We start from the raw sequence: 16,668 nt of genomic DNA, 5'->3' as shown, positions 1-16,668 counted from the left end.
TCGGGCGCCCCGCGGCTCCGCCCCCCGAGGATGGAACCGCGGCGACGGCCATCAGCCCAGCAGGGTGTAGAAGATCGCCGAGATAGCCACCAGGCCCATCAAGGTAACAAACAGATTGCTCCCCTTGCCGGCATAGCGGCGCATGGCCGGAACTTTACGAATCGCATACATCGGCATCAGGAACAACAGCACCGCAATCACCGGTCCCCCCATGGTTTCGATGATGCCCAGGATGCTCGGGTTGAACGTCGCGACCAGCCAGGTCGTCACAATCATGAACAAGGCGGTAAAGCGATTGAGCACTTTCAGATCGATACTCTTGCCGCGATTGCGCAGGGACTTGATCACCAGACCGTTGAAACCTTCGCTGGCCCCCAGATAGTGGCCAAGGAAGGATTTGGTAATGGCAACAATGGCGATGACCGGAGCGGCATAAGCGATGAAGGGGTTGTTGAACTTGTTGGCCAGGTAAGAAAGGATGGACAGATTCTGATGCTTGGCGGCCATCAGATCGGCCGGCGACAGGCTGAGCACGCAGCTGAACACAAAGAACATGACGGTAAGCACCATCATCAGATGGCTAAACACCATGATGCGGCGGCTCTTGGCATCGGCATGCTCGCCATAGCGGCGTTTCTGGTCGACGGCGAAGGAGGAGATGATGGGCGAATGGTTGAAGGAGAACACCATGACAGGAATCGTCAGCCACAGAGTCATCCAGAAGCCGCTTCCACCGTTGACATGCGTCACCGTTCCGGCCTGCGCGAACAGCGCCAGGTTCCAGTTCGGGACCAGATACAAGGCCAGCGCCATCAGGGCGGCGACAAAGGGGAACACCAGCACGCTCATCGATTTGACGATGATCGATTCGCCGCAGCGAACGATGGCCATCAGCCCCAGGATCAGGCCAAGCGACAGAATCGCACGCGGAGGGGCGCCGACGCCGAGCTGGTGGGTCAGAAACGATTGCACCGTATTGGTGATCGCCACGCTATACACCAGCAGGATGGGGAAGATAGCAAAGAAGTACAGCAGGGTGATCAACTTGCCTGCGGTCTTGCCGAAATGCTCCTCGACGACTTCGGTGATGTCGTCGCCTCCCGCCGAGCCGGAGAGGACGAAACGGCACAGTGCGCGGTGGGCAAAGTGGGTCATGGGCCAGGCGATCAAGGCCATCACGACGAGAGGCAACAAGCCGCCGAGACCGGCGTTGATCGGCAGAAACAGGGTGCCGGCGCCGACAGCCGTGCCATACAGGCCCAGCATCCATACCGTGTCCTGCTTATTCCAGGTCGATGCTCCAGTCTGAGCGCGCGCCCCGACCTGCGGTGAGCCAGTGACAGTTGTTTGAGTCATGATCAGAGTCCTTGTGTAAATTAAGCGTGTGTCTTGTCGGCTGTCGCCGGGCAAAAAAACCCCCGCGCGGCGCTTTTCGGCGCTGCGCCTGATCTCCAAAGGGAAACTGGATCAGTCGTGTCGGTGGCGGCCCCCCGGCAGCCCCGGCCAATCAATCTTTGAGATAGCGATAGAGAGTCGGCTCCGAAATGCCGAGCACCCCGGCCGTTTTTGCGATAAATCCCTTCACCAGGAACAGGCCGTTGCGATCCAGCCTTTGCACCAGTTCGCGCTTCTCGTCCACGCCCAGGCCGTGCGCCGGCAGCTCGAATCGGGACAGTTCCAGGTTGATCATTTCGTCGCCGACCTGTTCGATGGAACCGGACAGCAACTCTTCCTGCGGAGCATCGTCAGCCGTGATCATCGACTGCAGCGATTCGATGACCTGGCGCAGTCTTCTGTCATCGCTGTTCAGACAGATCATGGCGCGCGGCGTCCCGTCCGTATCCCGCACGACCAGGCTGGAGGAGCGGAACTGCCTTCCGTCCAGCGTCTTGCCGTTGTAATTGGTACGGTAAGGCCGGGACGTGCCGTCGCATTCGCGCAGCATGCGCAGAGCCAGATCCGTCGCCGGCGCCCCCACCTCGCGCCGCGAGATGGGGTTGCGGATCAGGCACAGGGAATGCTCGAGGTCGGACAAGTCGTGAATGACGACTTCCGTATGACTTCCCAGGGCCTCGGCCAGAAAACTGGCCAGCACTTCCAGATCGACGGTGGCGCGCATGATTGATATTGAATCAGAGTGATAAGTTTTTATTGGCGCCAAGTCTATGCCCAAAAAAGGGCACTGTCGCCTGCTATTGGTGCTTTTTTCTGACTTAAATCAAAATTACGCACCATTTTGGTGTTCAAACAAGTAAGAGACGCCAACAAAGCACCGTTTTGGTGATTTTTATTCACATAGCGTCGGAATCCGCGCTGCCGATTCGGCCTTAACTTCCGGCTAACGCTCTCCCCACAAACCCGGAGTTACCGATATGATGTGCAAATAGATTGCACACTGCGAAAGAACTCAGATGAAGAACATCATGCGTCCGGCGCCGTTCGTGCTGCTCTCCAGCAACCACGGCAGCATGATCGTCAACCGCAACGATTTTGCCCAGGACAAGTACGGATTTTCTGGTGTCGGCTATCAACTGCTGACGACGTCAAGTTACGAACAGGAGGAGATCGATTTTGTTCTGGCGCTGCTGGGCGCCAGACTCAAGCACTTCGGCAGCGGCGTGATAGGCATCGACTGCGGCGCCAACATCGGCGTGCATACGATAGAGTGGGCGCGGTTCATGCACGGCTGGGGCCATGTCGTCGCTTTCGAGGCGCAGGAAAAGATCTACTACGCCCTGGCCGGCAACATCGCACTGAATAACTGCCTGAACGTAAATGCATTGAATTCCGCTGTCGGCGCCGAGTGCGGTCATATCGACATCCCGCAGCCGGACTATCTGCGGCCGGGTTCTTTCGGAAGTTTCGAATTGCAGGAGAGCGCGCACAACCAGGACATCGGCCAGCCCATCGACTACAGCAACAAGTGCCAGCGCGTCGATCTGCTGACGCTGGACTCGTTGAACCTGGACCGGGTGGACCTGATCAAGATCGACGTGGAAGGGATGGAAGAACAGACACTGCTGGGAGCATGCGACACCCTGCGGCGACATCGCCCGCTATTATTCATCGAGATACTTAAAACCGACCCGCAACGCCTGGAAGCACTGCTAGCGCCACTCGGCTATCGGCTCTACAGCTGCGGCATCAACACCCTGGCCGTACACGCCGACGACCCCATTTGCGCCAGCCTGCGCAGCGAAGGCGGACGCCTGTACCTGGACTAGGCGACACGGTGTTCAACGCCCCTGCGAGAGACCGTCGGCCAGCGCACGGATATCGCGCGATTCCAGGACGCAACGGCTGGCGCCATGTCGAGCCACGGCGAGCATCGCCCTCCCCATCTGCTGCGTAGTCAGAACCGCATCGGGAAACACGCGCCGCAGCAGCGGCAGCAAGGGAGCCATCAAGGAATAAAGCAGACGGTAGACTGGCGTGCGGGAGCGGATAGCATCCAGCGGCTGGATGATGCCGGGTCGGAACATGAAGGCGGACAGAGGCAGGCGCGACAGGCCGTTTTCGGTGCGGCCCTTGATCCGCGCCCACATCGTGCGTCCGCGCTCGCTACTGTCGCAACCCGCACCGGACACGTAAATGAACGTCATGCCGGGATTGAGCCGGGCCAGCACTTGCCCGGCCGCCATCGGTATCGCGTAGTTGACGTCGATGTAGTCCTGCTCGCCCATTCCGGCCGCGGAAGCGCCAAGACAGAAAAAGCACGCGTCATAGCCTGTCAATTCAGGGCAGTCGAGCGGATAAGGGCCAGGATCCGGCAAGGGATAGTGACTGAGCCGGGGATGCTCCTGGGCCAGGGGCGAGCGACCGACAGCCTTCACGCTGCCTACATCGGCGGCATTCAGACATTCACGCAGCACCCCCTGCCCCACCATGCCGCTGGCACCATAGATCACGATATTCATACTGTTTCCTTGTGCCGTTCGCCTCACCGACCGTTCGGGCCGCGGTGCGGCCGGTCGGGCATCAGCGTTGTTCGATACCGTTCCACAGCACCTCGAAGCCCCAGCGGCGGTAATCGGCAGCCGCTTCGGGCTTGCCGGAGACCGCCGCCATGGTCGTCTCGGCCAAAGACTGCATGACGGCCTCGACAAATGGCTCAGGCAGCGGACGCAGGCGGTCCTGCGCAATGGCCGTGCGAATCGAAGCCTGCAGTCTTGCAAAGGGCGCCAGCCCGGCCGACAGACTCTCCGCCGTCAGTACGCCGGATACCTGCAGCTGCGCCATCGCTTTGCGCGTCGCAGGATGAGCGACACCCCAGTCGACATACACATCCCAGACATGGCGCAACTGCTCGCGCACATCCGCTTCGGCGGGAAGGCCGCCCATGCACGTCGCCGCCTGCTCGCGCTTGATCGTGAGGTACAACTCATTGACCAGCACGTCCTTGGTCTTGAAATAAGTAAACAAAGTCCCTTCCGCCACACCAGCCAGGCGCGAAATGGCCGCAGTGGGGGTCGCCGTCAGGCCGCGCTCGGCAATCACCTCGATTGCGGCGCGCAGGATCGCATTGCGCTTATCCTCGCTTTTGGGTCGGGCCATGCCGGTTTACCACTATAAATGAGTGTTTAGTCAAACATAATTCCCTTACCAGCCTCCTGCAAGCTCACGAAACCGCGTCACCGCGAACCGCGATGACCTATGATCGGAAAATCACGATGTCGACAACCCTCCCAGCCACGGAGTAAACACCATGAGTCATAGCGTCAGCGCTTCAAGCAGGGACGTTCCTTATACCGTATCCCTATCAGACGGTTCGCACCACTGGTTGTCGGATGTTGCGCCCGGCCAGGGCGGCGGGGACGCCGGGCCGGGACCGCACGAAATCTTGTTGTCCGCACTCGGCGCCTGCACCGCAATCACTCTCGGCATGTACGCCAGGCGCAAGACGATCGCCCTGAGCGGCATCGACGTCCTTCTCGATATCCTGCAGGAAGACGGCTCCCCCAGGACACAGACCCGCATCGCCCGCACGCTGACCCTGCATGGGGACTTGAGCGACGCGCAACGGCAGCGGCTGCTGGAAATCGCTGACGCCTGCCCCATTCACCGCTTGCTGGCGGGCGATGTCACGATCGAAACCCGTCTGCAGGACTGAACAGGAGGACAGGATATGAATCACGCCCCCATCCAGCGCATACCCGCGCGCGACGCCCCGCTCGGCGACGGCCCTGGCGTGCGGCGCCTGCTCCCGGTACGATCGCGCCGCATGATAGGCGCCTGGTGCTTTCTCGACCATGCGGGACCGCTGACATTTGCCGACGGCAAAGGGCTGCGCGTCGGCCCGCATCCGCATATCGGTCTGCAAACCTTCACCTGGGTCATGTCCGGTGAAATCCGGCACAGCGACAGCCTGGGCAACACGCAATCGGTACGCGCCGGACAGATCAATCTGATGACGGCCGGACATGGGATCAGCCACGCCGAAGTTTCTCCTGCCGAGGGCGGCGTCATTCACGCCGCGCAACTCTGGATCGCCCTGCCGGAAGATCTGACGGATATGGCCCCCGGCTTCGAGCACTATCCGCAGTTGCCCAGCTGGCGACTGGGCGAGGCGACTTGCACGCTGCTGGTCGGTGCACTGCAGGGCTATCAGGCCCCCACCCGGGTCCATTCGCCCCTGCTCGGCCTGGATCTGGAATGCGAGCGGGCCACGACTACTGAATTCCCGCTCGACCCCGACTTCGAGTACGGGCTGTTGCCGCTGGCCGGCGAGGTCGGCGTCGAAGGAGAAACCTTCGCGCGCGATGAGCTGGCCTATCTCGCTCCCGGACGTACCCGACTCGCGCTGGAACTGGCCCCCGGCACCAAGGTTCTGCTCATCGGTGGGCTGCCTTTTGTTCGGGATGTCGTCATGTGGTGGAATTTCGTCGGCCACGATAAAGCGCAGATCGCCGCCGCAAGGCTCGACTGGGAACGAGGCGACGGTCGATTCGGCAGCCTTCCCGGCGAATACGGTCCACGCATGCCTGCCCCTGCCCTGCCCTGGCGCATGGGGAGCTAGTCCGCCCGGCCTTCTCCGCTCCCTGCGCGGCACGGTGGCGTCACCGTGGCCGCATATGCGAAAATCCCACCTTCGTTTCCGGCCTGCGTAGCGCTACTCCGCTGCCAGACGCCGGAATGACGCCTTCGCGTCGCCTCTCCTAATGACCCGATGCAGTACGAGTGAATACTAATGACCGACGCCGCGCCCAAACTGACCCCCGCCATGGCGGCCTATATGGACATCAAACGGGAACACCAGGATAAACTGGTGTTCTACCGGATGGGCGATTTTTACGAGCTGTTTTTCGACGATGCCGAAAAGGCATCACGTCTGCTCGACATCACGCTCACCACGCGCGGCGCGGTGGCCGGCACGCCGATCAAGCTGGCCGGCATTCCTTTTCATGCCCTCGAACAATATCTGGCCCGTCTGATCAAACTCGGCGAATCGGTCGCCATCTGCGAGCAGTTCGGCGACCCGGCCACCACCAAAGGGCCGCTTGAGCGTAAAGTCGCCCGCATCGTCACCCCCGGCACCGTTACCGATGCCGCCCTGCTCGACGACAAGCGCGATGCCGCGGTGATGGCCATGGCAGCGGGCAAGGGCCGCGTCGGCCTGGCCTGGTTGTCGCTGTCCAGCGGCGACTTCAAGATACTGCAGTGCCCGAGCGAAGAATTGGTCAGCGAACTGGAACGCATCCGTCCGGCAGAATTGCTGCTGCCCGAAGATCTCGACCTCAAGGTGCTCGATTCGCTCGCCCTCGCACGCAAGAAACTACCGGCCTGGCAATTCGATGCCGATTCGGGCGAGAAAACGTTGACACGCCATTTCGGTACCCGCGATCTGGCCGGCTTCGGTGCCGAAGGCATGGGGCTGGCCATCGGGGCGGCCGGCGCCCTGCTCGACTATGTCAAAGCGACCCAGGGGATGAATCCCGCACACATCTCGGCGCTGACGGTCGAGGACAATGCCAGCCTGATTCGCATGGATGGCGCCACGCGGCGAAATCTGGAACTGACCGAAACCATACGCGGTGAAAGTTCGCCAACCCTGTTCTCCCTGCTGGATCGCTGTGCCACCAGTATGGGCAGCCGCTTGCTGCGCCAATGGCTGCACCATCCCTTGCGCCAGCATGAGCACATCGCCGCGCGGCTGGAGGCGGTCAAGGCGCTGCAAAGCGGCGGCGCAGGCATCGATGCCGCCTTGGCCGAAGTCGCCGACATCGAGCGTATCAATGCTCGCATCGCACTGCGCTCGGCCCGCCCGCGCGACCTGGCCGCACTGCGCGATTCGCTGTTCGCGCTGGAACGGCTTGCGCCGCTGATCGAAGAGGTCGATAGCGGGCTGGTGCGCCAGCTGGCACACGCCCTGCCGCGACAGTCGCCTCTCGCGCAACAGCTCGCTGCAGCCATCCTGCCCGAGCCCTCGACCTTCCTGCGCGAAGGAGGCGTGATCAATCACGGCTACTCGGCGGAGTTGGACGAATTACGCACGATCGAAACGCGTTGCGGCGAATTCCTGCTGGAGCTGGAAGCGCGCGAGCGCGAGCGCAGCGGCATCGCCACCCTGAAAGTCGAATTCAATCGCGTGCATGGTTTCTATATCGAAGTCTCACGCGCCCAGAGCGACAAGGTGCCCGACGACTACCGCCGCCGCCAGACCTTGAAGAACGCGGAGCGCTACATCACCCCCGAACTGAAGGAATTCGAGGACAAGGCGCTCAGCGCGCAAGACCGTGCGCTGGCCCTGGAGAAATCGCTGTACGAAGACTTGCTCGACCGCCTCGCGCAGCATATCGTCGAACTCAAGCAGATCGCCGAAGCCGTCGCCAGCCTCGACCTGCTGTCCACTTTTGCCGAACGTGCCGCCACGCTGAACTATGTCGAGCCCGAGTTCGTCCCGCAGGTCACGCTGGAAATCAGCGAAGGCCGCCACCCGGTGGTCGAAAACGAAGTCGACCGCTTTATCGCCAACGATGTCTGCCTGGGCGAAAGCCGCAAGCTGTTGCTGATCACCGGTCCGAACATGGGCGGTAAGTCGACCTATATGCGACAAACCGCACTGATCACCCTGATGGCCCATATCGGTTGCTTCGTGCCGGCCACGCGCGCCGTCATCGGCCCGATCGACCGCATCTTTACCCGCATCGGCGCCTCGGACGATCTCGCCGGCGGGCGTTCGACCTTCATGGTCGAGATGACGGAAACCGCCAACATCCTCAATAACTCCACAGCGCAGAGTCTGGTGCTGATGGATGAAGTCGGGCGCGGAACATCGACCTTCGACGGCCTCGCGCTAGCGTGGGCAATCGCGCGCGCGCTGATCGAAAAAAACCGCAGCTACACGCTGTTCGCCACCCATTATTTCGAGCTGACGCGCCTGGCCGGCGATTTCCCCAGCGTGGCCAACGTGCACCTGTCCGCTGTCGAGCACAAGGACAGCATCGTCTTTCTGCACCATGTCGAGGAAGGTCCGGCCAGCCAGAGTTACGGCCTGGCCGTCGCGCAACTGGCCGGCGTTCCGCCGAGGGTGATACGCGAAGCGCGGCGCCACCTGGTCGAGTTGGAAAACCAGTCAGCGGCGATGAACCAGCCCGACCTGTTTTCGCAAGCCCCGCAGCCGGCGGCTGCCGAGCCCCACCCTTTGCTCGGCGAACTTGCCGATCTCGAGATCGACGATTTGACCCCGCGTCAGGCCCTTGATTTTCTGTTCGAGTGCAAAAAAATGCTAAATTAGGGTGGTATTGTTTTGGTATTGGCCTAGACTAAGTTTTTGTTTCAGCAGAGGAGGCGGTAATGCAGCAAGCAAGTCATGCCCTGACACGCTACTTCGGTCCGAGCGATCACGCCGGCACGGTCTCTCTGGAGAGCTTCCGCCGCCGCGCCAAGCGCCATCTGAGCATTTTCGACGAATTGGTTCGTCGACAGCTGAAGGCAAGGGGCATAGGCATTCCACCGGCCATCAACCTGGTCTCCTGCCCGCAGTCCACTCTCACCGTGGAAGGCGAGCATCCGCAACGCGAGGCGATTCTGGACTGGCTGCGTCAGGATGTAAAAATCAACAAGAAGTTCAAGGAAGTGGAAGTTCTATTCGAGATCATCCGCGCGGCGGAAACGCCGGACTCTCCTGTTGCCATGGACTGCTGCTTCCATGTCGGCCTGACCAGCGCGGGCCCGGTAGCGTTTTTCGACATCCTCCCATGTGACTTCAGCGTCGAATGACCCTTTCCGGGGGGAGAAGCCCGCTCTCTCCCCGCCCCTTTCTCATCCGTAGCGCTCGGGATAGCGCAAGCTGAAACGCATCGCTTCGGGGTAGGGATAGAAGTCCTCGATCACCCCCGCGCGTATGCTGAGCTGCTTCTGGCGCCAGAACTCGGCGTGCAGCAGATCGCTGTGATAGCGCATGAAAATCCGCCGCACGTCGGGATCCCCCAGCAGGAAGGTGGCAAACTCCTCAGGGAACACATCGTTGCGCGCAATCGGGTACCAGACTTCCCCCGACATCTCCATCTCCGGTGTCGGCGCGATCGGAATCTGCCGGAACTGGCAGTCGGTCATATATTCGATTTCGTCATAATCGTAAAATATTACTCTGCCATACCTTGTTACACCAAAATTCTTAAATAACATGTCACCGGGGAAAATATTGGCACACGCGAGCTCACGGATCGCATTTCCATAGTCGCGAACCACCGCTTCTTTTTCTTCCGGACTCGCCGTCTGCAGAAATAGATTGAGCGGCTTCATTCGCCTCTCGATGTAGACGTGGCGGATGACGATGCTGTCTTCGCCCTCCTCAATCATCGACGGCGCCAGCCTTCGCAGTTCATCCAGCAATTCGGCAGTGAAGCGCTCGCGCGGAAAGGCGACATTGGAAAACTCCAGCGTATCGGCCATGCGTCCCACGCGATCGTGCCGTTTCACCAGGCGATACTTCGCACGCACGGTGTCGTGATCGACCTCCTTGCTGACTCCGAACACATCCTTGATCAATTTGAACACATAGGGATAGGACGGCAGCGTAAACACCAGCATCACCAGACCGCGAATGCCGGGCGCGACGATGAAACGGTCGTTGGAGTGCTGCAGGTGGTGGATCAGATCGCGGTAGAAGATATTCTTGCCCTGCTTCTGCAAGCCCAGCATGGTGTACAACTCGCCCTTGCTCTTGGTCGGCAGCATGGAGCGCAAGAACTGGACATAGCCGGAAGGAACCTCCATATCGACCAGAAAATAGGCGCGGCTGAACGAAAACAGCACGCCTATCCGCCACGGTTCGAGCAGAATGGTGTCCAGATACAAGCCCCCCTTCGCATCGTGCAGGACCGGGATTGCAAACGGGTATTGCAGCCCGCCATTGATCACTTTGCCAAAGATATAACCGGTCTTGTTGCGATAGAACGCCGAGGCCAGCACCTGAACCTGGAAATTGGCTTCGATGCGCGGCCAGCTGCCGCCGAAATGGTCACGACAGGTGCGCAGCACCAGAGCCAGGTCGCGACGCAGGTTTGCGAACGGCCGACACCAGCCGAAATCGGCGATGATGCGGCCGATGACGTGGCGGACTCCGCCCTGCGGGTAGTAGCTGCGGTAGGACGGCGGATTGGACTCGATATACTCGGTCGAGATCGCGGGACGCAGAAAGATGAAATCGTTGTTGAAATAGTCGCGGTGCAGGATGCGGGTAAAGACCGAATTGAAGAAAGTCTCGGCCAGTTCGGGTTGCTTGTGGTTGGTCAGCAGGCCGATGTAATAGAGCTTCGCCTGCTGCCAGATCTCATCGTCCAGCAACTCGGCGTGGAACTCCTTGAGCAGGCGCCCAACCGTCTCCGCCACCCGGTCGTCGTAGAACTGGATGCGGTCGCGTATCGACTGCTGGATACCCTGCCAGTCGCCGGACTCGAACAGATCCTTCGCGCGCCGATTGCAATCGCGAAACAGGCGATAATGCTTGTCGAAGCCATCTATCAACGCTTGGGCGATGTCGCGCGCCACAGGGTTGTAGTACTCGGGAATCTCCATAGCGCCCCCGCAAGGGCGCCCGACGTGTCAGGAAGATCGGCGGCCTCGGCGCCCAGCCATGCCGTCAGCATGATCGACTCGCGGCAAATCCGCAAGCTCAATACTCAGCCGCCGCCACTGCCCTGGCTCCAGCCCGTCGAGAGACCACGGCCCGATCGCCGCGCGCACGAGCCGCAAGGTCGGCAAGCCGACTTTGGCCGTCATGCGCCGCACCTGCCGGTTTTTTCCTTCGCGTATCGTCAAGGAAAGCCAGCCGTCGGGGACGGTCTTGCGAAAGCGCACCGGCGGCTGCCGCGGCCACACATCGGGAGATGGCATACGCTCCGCCAGCGCCGGACGCGTTATGAAATCGCCAAGGTCAACGCCCTGGCGCAGGCGCTCCAGCTGCTCGTCGCTCGCCAGGCCCTCGACCTGGACCCAGTAGGTCTTGGGCAGCTTCCAGCGCGGGTCGGCGATGCGGTGCTGCAAGCCGCCGTCATCGGTCAGCAGCAGCAGGCCTTCGCTGTCGGTATCGAGCCGCCCGGCTGGATAAAAGCCTTGCGCATCAATATGATCTTTCAGAGTCGGCCGCAATTCGTTGCCTGAGAATTGGCAAATCACCCCGTAGGGTTTGTTGAACAGAATGAGCTCGGGCATTGGTCTGGCGGTTACAGGGGAATTACATGATAATAACAAGGATGTGCAGCCACGGCACGCGCCGCGGCCACACTGGCGGTCTGTCGTCGGGAAGGCCCCGGATCGACAGGGCCGCAGCATCACGGTGCCGCCCGCACCAACCCTCGCGCAGTCCGCCCAGGCACTATGCTTTGCCGATGAGACTCGAAAACCGACTGACAATGATGGAGTAGGCATGAGCGCTAAAACACTGATCAAGCGACCACTGGAAGGCCAGGCAATCATCCCGGGTCAAGCCGTCCCGAATAATCCGATCATCCCGTTCATCGAAGGCGACGGCATCGGCGTGGACATCACTCCGGTCATGATCAAAGTCACCGATGCTGCAGTCGCCAAGGCGTATGGCGGCAGCAAGAAGATCCATTGGATGGAAGTCTACGCCGGCGAGAAATCGACCCGTCTGTACGGACCCGACGAGTGGCTCCCGGCCGAAACCTTTGCTGCGCTCAAGGAGTTTTCCGTGTCGATCAAGGGGCCGATGACGACCCCGGTCGGTGGCGGCATCCGCTCGCTCAACGTCGCCCTGCGCCAGGAACTCGACCTGTACCAGTGCGTGCGCCCGGTACGTTACTTCGAAGGCATCCAGAGTCCGGTCAAGCATCCGGAGCAAGTCGACATGGTGATTTTCCGCGAGAACACGGAAGACATCTACGCCGGGATCGAATGGGCGGCCGAAAGCGAACCGGCCAAGAAGCTCATCCGTTTCCTGCAGGACGAAATGGGCGTCACCAAGATCCGTTTCCCGCTGACCTCGGGCATCGGCATCAAGCCGGTTTCGCGCGAGGGCACCGACCGCCTGGTCCGTGCTGCGTTACAGTACGCGGTAGACAATGATCGCGACAGCGTGACCCTGGTGCACAAGGGCAATATCATGAAGTACACCGAGGGCGGCTTCCGCGACTGGGGGTATGCCCTTGCTCAGGCGGAATTCGGCGCGCAACCCATCGATGGCGGGCCGTGGTGCTCCTTCGTCAATCCGAAGACCGGCCGTACGATCAAGGTCAACGACTGCATCGCCGATGCCTTTTTGCAACAAATCCTGCTGCGCCCGACCGACTACGATGTCATCGCCACGCTTAACCTCAACGGCGACTACATCTCCGACGCGCTGGCCGCGCAGGTTGGCGGCATCGGTATCGCCCCGGGTGCCAACATCTCCGACAACTATGCCGTGTTCGAAGCCACCCATGGCACGGCCCCGCGTTATGCGGGCCAGGACAAGGTGAATCCGGGTTCGCTGATCCTGTCCGCCGAAATGATGCTGCGCCACCTGGGCTGGACCGAAGCCGCCGATCTGGTGATCAAAGGCATGTCCGCCGCCATCGCCGACAAGCAGGTCACCTATGACCTCGCGCGCATGATGGACGGCTCGACCGAAGTCAGCTGCTCCGGCTTCGGCGACGCGATGATCGCCCGCATGTAAGCCTCCCCCCGGGGCCGCGCTCGCGCGCGGCCCCTCTGGCTGCGATCAGCCGGCCATGCACAACGCTATTTCCCCCATGTATTTGGCATCCAGCACCGCTTTTTCCAAAGCAGAGGCATTGGCATAGCCGTGAGCCGCCCTGACTTGATCGCGACAATAGCCGTAGCCGTTGCCGGCGGCCGCGCCGTCTGCCGCCAGCAGGCACAGGGCGGCGATGGTCACACGAGTTCGCAACATGACGAGTCCTCCATTCGAAGCGGCATGGGTACAGCACCCACGCTGCAATCGTTGTACGGGCGGGCCTTGCAGGGGTCAAGCCGGCGCGGTCGCAGGCAATGGCGGCCGCCCTCTTGCGCATGGGGACAATAAAAGCGGATTCTCGCCGCGTAAGCGGGTGGACAATGTGCGATACTGAATCGAAGGCAGGTGCGGCGGAATAAAAAAACCCGCCGATGGCGGGTTCTTTGAATCATCCAGGCTGCCGGTGTGATCGGGTCGCGGAACGGATCCGACGATCAGGCAGCGGACTGGATGTTGGACGCTTGTTTGCCCTTCGGGCCGTTCACGATGTCGAAGTTTACACGTTGCCCTTCTTTCAGGGTCTTGAAGCCCGACATATTGATGGCCGAAAAATGAGCGAACAGATCTTCACCACCTTCATCCGGGGTAATGAAGCCAAAGCCCTTAGCGTCGTTAAACCATTTGACGGTACCAGTTGCCATTTTACATCCTTGCAGTATGCATAAACAGGCGGGTGAGGCCGAACAACTAAAGCTTAACGGATTCGGACGCGTGCCCGAATCCCATGCAAATCAATTAAGCTAAGCACCTTCCTGCATTTCTACGCAACCCTTGTGCAATCGTCAAGCCATAAGGTAAAAGATTTTTAGGCACTTGAAAAAAATCCTGTCGGAACCAAAATTAAAGTAGTGAGCGGTCTCCTGAAAGACGACATGTCAACGCAGCACAAGGATGACGCCCTTCTGGAGGCGTCGCGGGTCAGGCCCACGCTGCCTCCCCTGTATAAAGTCTTGTTATTGAACGACGATTTTACGCCAATGGAATTTGTGGTCGATATTTTGCAACGTTTTTTCCGCAAAGACCGCGAACAGGCGACCCGTATCATGCTTCAGGTACACACGCATGGCCACGGTGTGTGTGGTGTTTATACCAAAGATGTGGCTGCAACAAAGGTTGAGCAGGTGTTGCACTATGCGAAAGCGCACCAGCATCCGCTCCAGTGCGTGATGGAGGAAAACTGATGATTGCCCAAGAGCTTGAAGTAAGCCTGCACATGGCGTTTATGGACGCCAGGCGGAAACGGCACGAGTTCATCAGCGTTGAGCACCTGCTGTTGGCGATGATTGACAACCCGTCCGCAGCCGATGTGCTGCGCGCATGCGGTGCCAATCTGGATCAGCTCAAGAAACAGCTGACGGATTTCATTGACGAACATACGCCGACCGTCCCCGGCGAAGGCGAAGTGGAGACACAGCCTACGCTGGGATTCCAGCGCGTGATACAGCGCGCGATCCTGCACGTGCAGTCCTCGGGCAAGAAAGAAGTCACCGGAGCCAATATTCTGGTTGCTATTTTCGGCGAAAAGGATTCGCACGCGGTTTATTACCTGCATCAGCAGGGAATTTCCCGACTTGATGTGGTGAATTTCATTTCGCACGGAATCACCAAGCAGCGGCAGCCGCAACAACCGAGCGAACCGCGCGAACAGGGCGAGAGCGAAGGTGAAGAGCAAAATGCCACGGCAGGAGGTGCGTTGGAAAACTACACTCAGAACCTCAATGCGCTGGCGCGCGAAGGTAAGATCGATCCATTGATCGGACGCGAGCACGAGCTGGAGCGCACCGTGCAGATCCTGTGCCGTCGACGCAAGAACAACCCGCTGCTCGTGGGTGAGGCCGGCGTCGGCAAGACAGCCATCGCGGAAGGGCTCGCGCGGCGCATCGTCAACAACGAGGTTCCGGAAGTCCTCTCCCAGGCCACGGTCTACGCCCTGGACATGGGAGCCCTGCTCGCCGGCACCAAGTACCGGGGTGATTTCGAACAGCGTCTGAAGGCGGTCATCAAGCAGTTGACCGACGATCCACACGCCATTCTGTTCATCGACGAGATCCACACCTTGATCGGTGCAGGCGCCGCATCGGGCGGCACGCTGGATGCGTCCAATCTGCTCAAGCCTGCGCTCTCCAACGGCAGCCTGCGTTGCATCGGAGCAACCACCTACAACGAATACCGCGGCATCTTCGAAAAGGACAATGCGCTCTCCAGGCGCTTCCAGAAGATCGACATCGCCGAACCGACCGTCGAACAGACGATCGAGATACTCAAGGGTCTGAAGTCGCGCTTCGAATCGCACCACGGTGTACGCTATACGGTCGGAGCGCTGACCACGGCGGCCGAGCTGTCGGCACGTTACATCAACGACCGGCATCTGCCGGACAAGGCGATCGACGTGATCGACGAGGCTGGCGCGGCACAGAAGATCCTGCCCAAGTCACGGCAGAAAAAAGTGATCAACAAGTCCGAGATCGAAGACATCGTCGCCAAGATCGCCCGGATCCCGCCCAAGACGGTTTCCAGCGACGATCGCAATGTGCTGCGCAAGCTTGATCGAGACCTCAAGAGCGTCGTATTCGGCCAGGACAAGGCCATCGACGCGCTGGCGACGGCGATCAAGATGTCGCGCTCGGGTTTGGGCAACCCGCAGAAACCGATCGGTTCCTTCCTGTTCTCCGGTCCGACCGGGGTCGGCAAGACCGAAGTCGCGCGCCAGCTCGCCTATGCCCTCGGAGTCGAGTTGATACGCTTCGACATGTCCGAGTATATGGAACGGCACGCCGTGTCACGCCTGATCGGTGCACCCCCCGGCTATGTCGGCTTCGAACAGGGCGGCCAGATGACCGAGGCCATCACCAAGCACCCGTACGCGGTATTGCTGCTCGATGAAATCGAGAAAGCCCACCCGGACATCTACAATGTGCTGCTGCAGGTGATGGATCATGGAACGCTGACGGACAACAACGGGCGCAAGGCGGACTTCCGCAACGTGGTGATCATCATGACCACCAACGCCGGTGCCGAATCGCTGGCCAAGCCGAGCCTGGGCTTTACCAACAGTCGGCAGAACGGGGACGAGATGGGCGCCATCAAGCGCCAGTTCAGCCCCGAGTTCCGCAACCGCCTGGACGCGATCATTCCCTTCGACATGCTCGACGAAAAAGTCATCATTCAGGTTGTCGACAAATTCCTGATGCAGCTCGAGCAGCAGCTGTCGGAAAAACGGGTTGAAACGCACTTTACCGACGAGCTGCGCGCGTTCCTGGCGAAGAATGGCTTCGACCCCCTGATGGGCGCCCGCCCGATGGCACGTCTGATTCAGGACACCATCCGCAAAGCCCTCGCGGACGAGTTGCTGTTCGGTCGTCTGAGCGATGGCGGCGAAGTGACGGTCACCGTCGTCGACGGCAAGGTGACACTCGAGTTCGCCGAGAAGGAAATCGCCACCGCAGCCCTCTGAAACACGCCGCAAACCG

At 60.4% G+C, this 16,668-nt stretch carries 16 protein-coding genes; 8 read left to right on the top strand and 8 right to left on the bottom strand.

The window, feature by feature from the left end; all coding sequences use genetic code 11:
* Positions 1 to 51: 51 nt before the first annotated feature.
* Both G520_RS0120330 and G520_RS0120325 read right to left on the bottom strand, forming a co-directional pair.
* A complete protein-coding gene (locus G520_RS0120330; protein WP_036666683.1) occupies positions 52 to 1,356 on the bottom strand; it encodes an HAAAP family serine/threonine permease in 1,305 nt (434 codons plus the stop codon).
* A gap of 151 nt (positions 1,357 to 1,507) precedes the next feature.
* Complete coding sequence (locus G520_RS0120325) at positions 1,508 to 2,119, bottom strand: helix-turn-helix transcriptional regulator (RefSeq protein ID WP_028537264.1); 612 nt, start codon at positions 2,117 to 2,119, stop codon at positions 1,508 to 1,510.
* 292 nt (positions 2,120 to 2,411) lie between these two features.
* Here G520_RS0120325 and G520_RS0120320 point away from each other — a divergent pair, with 292 nt between their 5' ends.
* The gene (locus G520_RS0120320) at positions 2,412 to 3,224 is read left to right on the top strand and encodes an FkbM family methyltransferase (RefSeq protein WP_028537263.1); all 813 of its coding nucleotides are present in this window, start codon (positions 2,412 to 2,414) and stop codon (positions 3,222 to 3,224) included.
* A 12-nt stretch (positions 3,225 to 3,236) separates the two neighbouring features.
* On the opposite strand, the gene G520_RS0120315 is transcribed toward G520_RS0120320, so the two are convergent.
* Positions 3,237 to 3,917, bottom strand: a complete 681-nt coding sequence (locus tag G520_RS0120315; protein WP_028537262.1) for a Rossmann-fold NAD(P)-binding domain-containing protein — start codon at positions 3,915 to 3,917, stop codon at positions 3,237 to 3,239.
* Positions 3,918 to 3,978: 61 nt separating this feature from the next.
* Positions 3,979 to 4,554, bottom strand: coding sequence for a TetR/AcrR family transcriptional regulator (locus G520_RS0120310; protein ID WP_028537261.1), 576 nt, complete (start codon positions 4,552 to 4,554; stop codon positions 3,979 to 3,981).
* A gap of 151 nt (positions 4,555 to 4,705) precedes the next feature.
* Between G520_RS0120310 and G520_RS0120305 the strand changes: the two genes are divergently transcribed.
* The 4 genes from G520_RS0120305 (at position 4,706) to G520_RS0120290 (ending at position 9,219) form a co-directional block, all read left to right on the top strand.
* Positions 4,706 to 5,110, top strand: a complete 405-nt coding sequence (locus tag G520_RS0120305) for an OsmC family protein (protein ID WP_028537260.1) — start codon at positions 4,706 to 4,708, stop codon at positions 5,108 to 5,110.
* Positions 5,111 to 5,125: 15 nt separating this feature from the next.
* Positions 5,126 to 6,016, top strand: coding sequence for a pirin family protein (locus G520_RS0120300; protein WP_028537259.1), 891 nt, complete (start codon positions 5,126 to 5,128; stop codon positions 6,014 to 6,016).
* 171 nt (positions 6,017 to 6,187) lie between these two features.
* The gene (gene mutS, locus G520_RS0120295; RefSeq protein WP_028537258.1) at positions 6,188 to 8,734 is read left to right on the top strand and encodes a DNA mismatch repair protein MutS; all 2,547 of its coding nucleotides are present in this window, start codon (positions 6,188 to 6,190) and stop codon (positions 8,732 to 8,734) included.
* A 59-nt stretch (positions 8,735 to 8,793) separates the two neighbouring features.
* Positions 8,794 to 9,219: a hypothetical protein gene (locus G520_RS0120290; RefSeq protein WP_028537257.1), complete on the top strand. Its 426-nt coding sequence runs from the start codon at positions 8,794 to 8,796 to the stop codon at positions 9,217 to 9,219.
* Positions 9,220 to 9,261: 42 nt separating this feature from the next.
* Here G520_RS0120290 and aceK read toward each other — a convergent pair whose 3' ends face one another.
* The gene (aceK, locus tag G520_RS0120285; protein WP_028537256.1) at positions 9,262 to 11,019 is read right to left on the bottom strand and encodes a bifunctional isocitrate dehydrogenase kinase/phosphatase; all 1,758 of its coding nucleotides are present in this window, start codon (positions 11,017 to 11,019) and stop codon (positions 9,262 to 9,264) included.
* A 27-nt stretch (positions 11,020 to 11,046) separates the two neighbouring features.
* Complete coding sequence (locus G520_RS23635) at positions 11,047 to 11,655, bottom strand: pseudouridine synthase (protein WP_051229554.1); 609 nt, start codon at positions 11,653 to 11,655, stop codon at positions 11,047 to 11,049.
* A gap of 214 nt (positions 11,656 to 11,869) precedes the next feature.
* On the opposite strand from G520_RS23635, the gene icd reads away from it, so the two are divergent.
* Positions 11,870 to 13,117: an NADP-dependent isocitrate dehydrogenase gene (gene icd / locus G520_RS0120275; protein WP_028537255.1), complete on the top strand. Its 1,248-nt coding sequence runs from the start codon at positions 11,870 to 11,872 to the stop codon at positions 13,115 to 13,117.
* A 45-nt stretch (positions 13,118 to 13,162) separates the two neighbouring features.
* Here icd and G520_RS0120270 read toward each other — a convergent pair whose 3' ends face one another.
* Both G520_RS0120270 and G520_RS0120265 read right to left on the bottom strand, forming a co-directional pair.
* Complete coding sequence (locus G520_RS0120270; protein ID WP_028537254.1) at positions 13,163 to 13,354, bottom strand: hypothetical protein; 192 nt, start codon at positions 13,352 to 13,354, stop codon at positions 13,163 to 13,165.
* Between the two features lie 278 nt (positions 13,355 to 13,632).
* Positions 13,633 to 13,839 carry a cold-shock protein gene (locus G520_RS0120265; RefSeq protein ID WP_028537253.1) on the bottom strand — a complete coding sequence of 69 codons (207 nt, stop codon included), beginning with the start codon at positions 13,837 to 13,839 and terminating at the stop codon, positions 13,633 to 13,635.
* Between the two features lie 231 nt (positions 13,840 to 14,070).
* Here G520_RS0120265 and clpS point away from each other — a divergent pair, with 231 nt between their 5' ends.
* A complete protein-coding gene (clpS, locus tag G520_RS0120260) occupies positions 14,071 to 14,379 on the top strand; it encodes an ATP-dependent Clp protease adapter ClpS (RefSeq protein WP_028537252.1) in 309 nt (102 codons plus the stop codon).
* Positions 14,379 to 16,652, top strand: a complete 2,274-nt coding sequence (gene clpA / locus G520_RS0120255) for an ATP-dependent Clp protease ATP-binding subunit ClpA (protein ID WP_028537251.1) — start codon at positions 14,379 to 14,381, stop codon at positions 16,650 to 16,652. Before clpS ends, clpA begins: the two co-directional genes overlap by 1 nt.
* Positions 16,653 to 16,668 lie beyond the last annotated feature (16 nt).

Origin of the sequence: Paludibacterium yongneupense DSM 18731, assembly GCF_000422925.1 — a bacterium.
In the GTDB taxonomy this organism is placed as follows: Bacteria; Pseudomonadota; Gammaproteobacteria; order Burkholderiales; family Chromobacteriaceae; genus Paludibacterium; species Paludibacterium yongneupense.
Note: the sequence above shows the minus strand (reverse complement) of the source record. Positions and strands in the feature narration are given on the sequence as shown.

What these genes read in the sequence shown, in the direction of transcription:
- G520_RS0120320 (WP_028537263.1), top strand. Translation starts at nt 2,412, where the DNA reads ATGAAGAACATCATGCGTCCGGCGCCGTTCGTGCTGCTCTCCAGCAAC.
- G520_RS0120310 (WP_028537261.1), bottom strand. Translation starts at nt 4,554, where the DNA reads ATGGCCCGACCCAAAAGCGAGGATAAGCGCAATGCGATCCTGCGCGCC.
- G520_RS0120300 (WP_028537259.1), top strand. Translation starts at nt 5,126, where the DNA reads ATGAATCACGCCCCCATCCAGCGCATACCCGCGCGCGACGCCCCGCTC.
- icd (WP_028537255.1), top strand. Translation starts at nt 11,870, where the DNA reads ATGAGCGCTAAAACACTGATCAAGCGACCACTGGAAGGCCAGGCAATC.
- G520_RS0120315 (WP_028537262.1), bottom strand. Translation starts at nt 3,917, where the DNA reads ATGAATATCGTGATCTATGGTGCCAGCGGCATGGTGGGGCAGGGGGTG.
- G520_RS23635 (WP_051229554.1), bottom strand. Translation starts at nt 11,655, where the DNA reads ATGCCCGAGCTCATTCTGTTCAACAAACCCTACGGGGTGATTTGCCAA.
- G520_RS0120305 (WP_028537260.1), top strand. Translation starts at nt 4,706, where the DNA reads ATGAGTCATAGCGTCAGCGCTTCAAGCAGGGACGTTCCTTATACCGTA.
- G520_RS0120290 (WP_028537257.1), top strand. Translation starts at nt 8,794, where the DNA reads ATGCAGCAAGCAAGTCATGCCCTGACACGCTACTTCGGTCCGAGCGAT.
- G520_RS0120270 (WP_028537254.1), bottom strand. Translation starts at nt 13,354, where the DNA reads ATGTTGCGAACTCGTGTGACCATCGCCGCCCTGTGCCTGCTGGCGGCA.
- clpS (WP_028537252.1), top strand. Translation starts at nt 14,071, where the DNA reads ATGTCAACGCAGCACAAGGATGACGCCCTTCTGGAGGCGTCGCGGGTC.
- G520_RS0120330 (WP_036666683.1), bottom strand. Translation starts at nt 1,356, where the DNA reads ATGACTCAAACAACTGTCACTGGCTCACCGCAGGTCGGGGCGCGCGCT.
- aceK (WP_028537256.1), bottom strand. Translation starts at nt 11,019, where the DNA reads ATGGAGATTCCCGAGTACTACAACCCTGTGGCGCGCGACATCGCCCAA.
- G520_RS0120325 (WP_028537264.1), bottom strand. Translation starts at nt 2,119, where the DNA reads ATGCGCGCCACCGTCGATCTGGAAGTGCTGGCCAGTTTTCTGGCCGAG.
- G520_RS0120265 (WP_028537253.1), bottom strand. Translation starts at nt 13,839, where the DNA reads ATGGCAACTGGTACCGTCAAATGGTTTAACGACGCTAAGGGCTTTGGC.
- mutS (WP_028537258.1), top strand. Translation starts at nt 6,188, where the DNA reads ATGACCGACGCCGCGCCCAAACTGACCCCCGCCATGGCGGCCTATATG.
- clpA (WP_028537251.1), top strand. Translation starts at nt 14,379, where the DNA reads ATGATTGCCCAAGAGCTTGAAGTAAGCCTGCACATGGCGTTTATGGAC.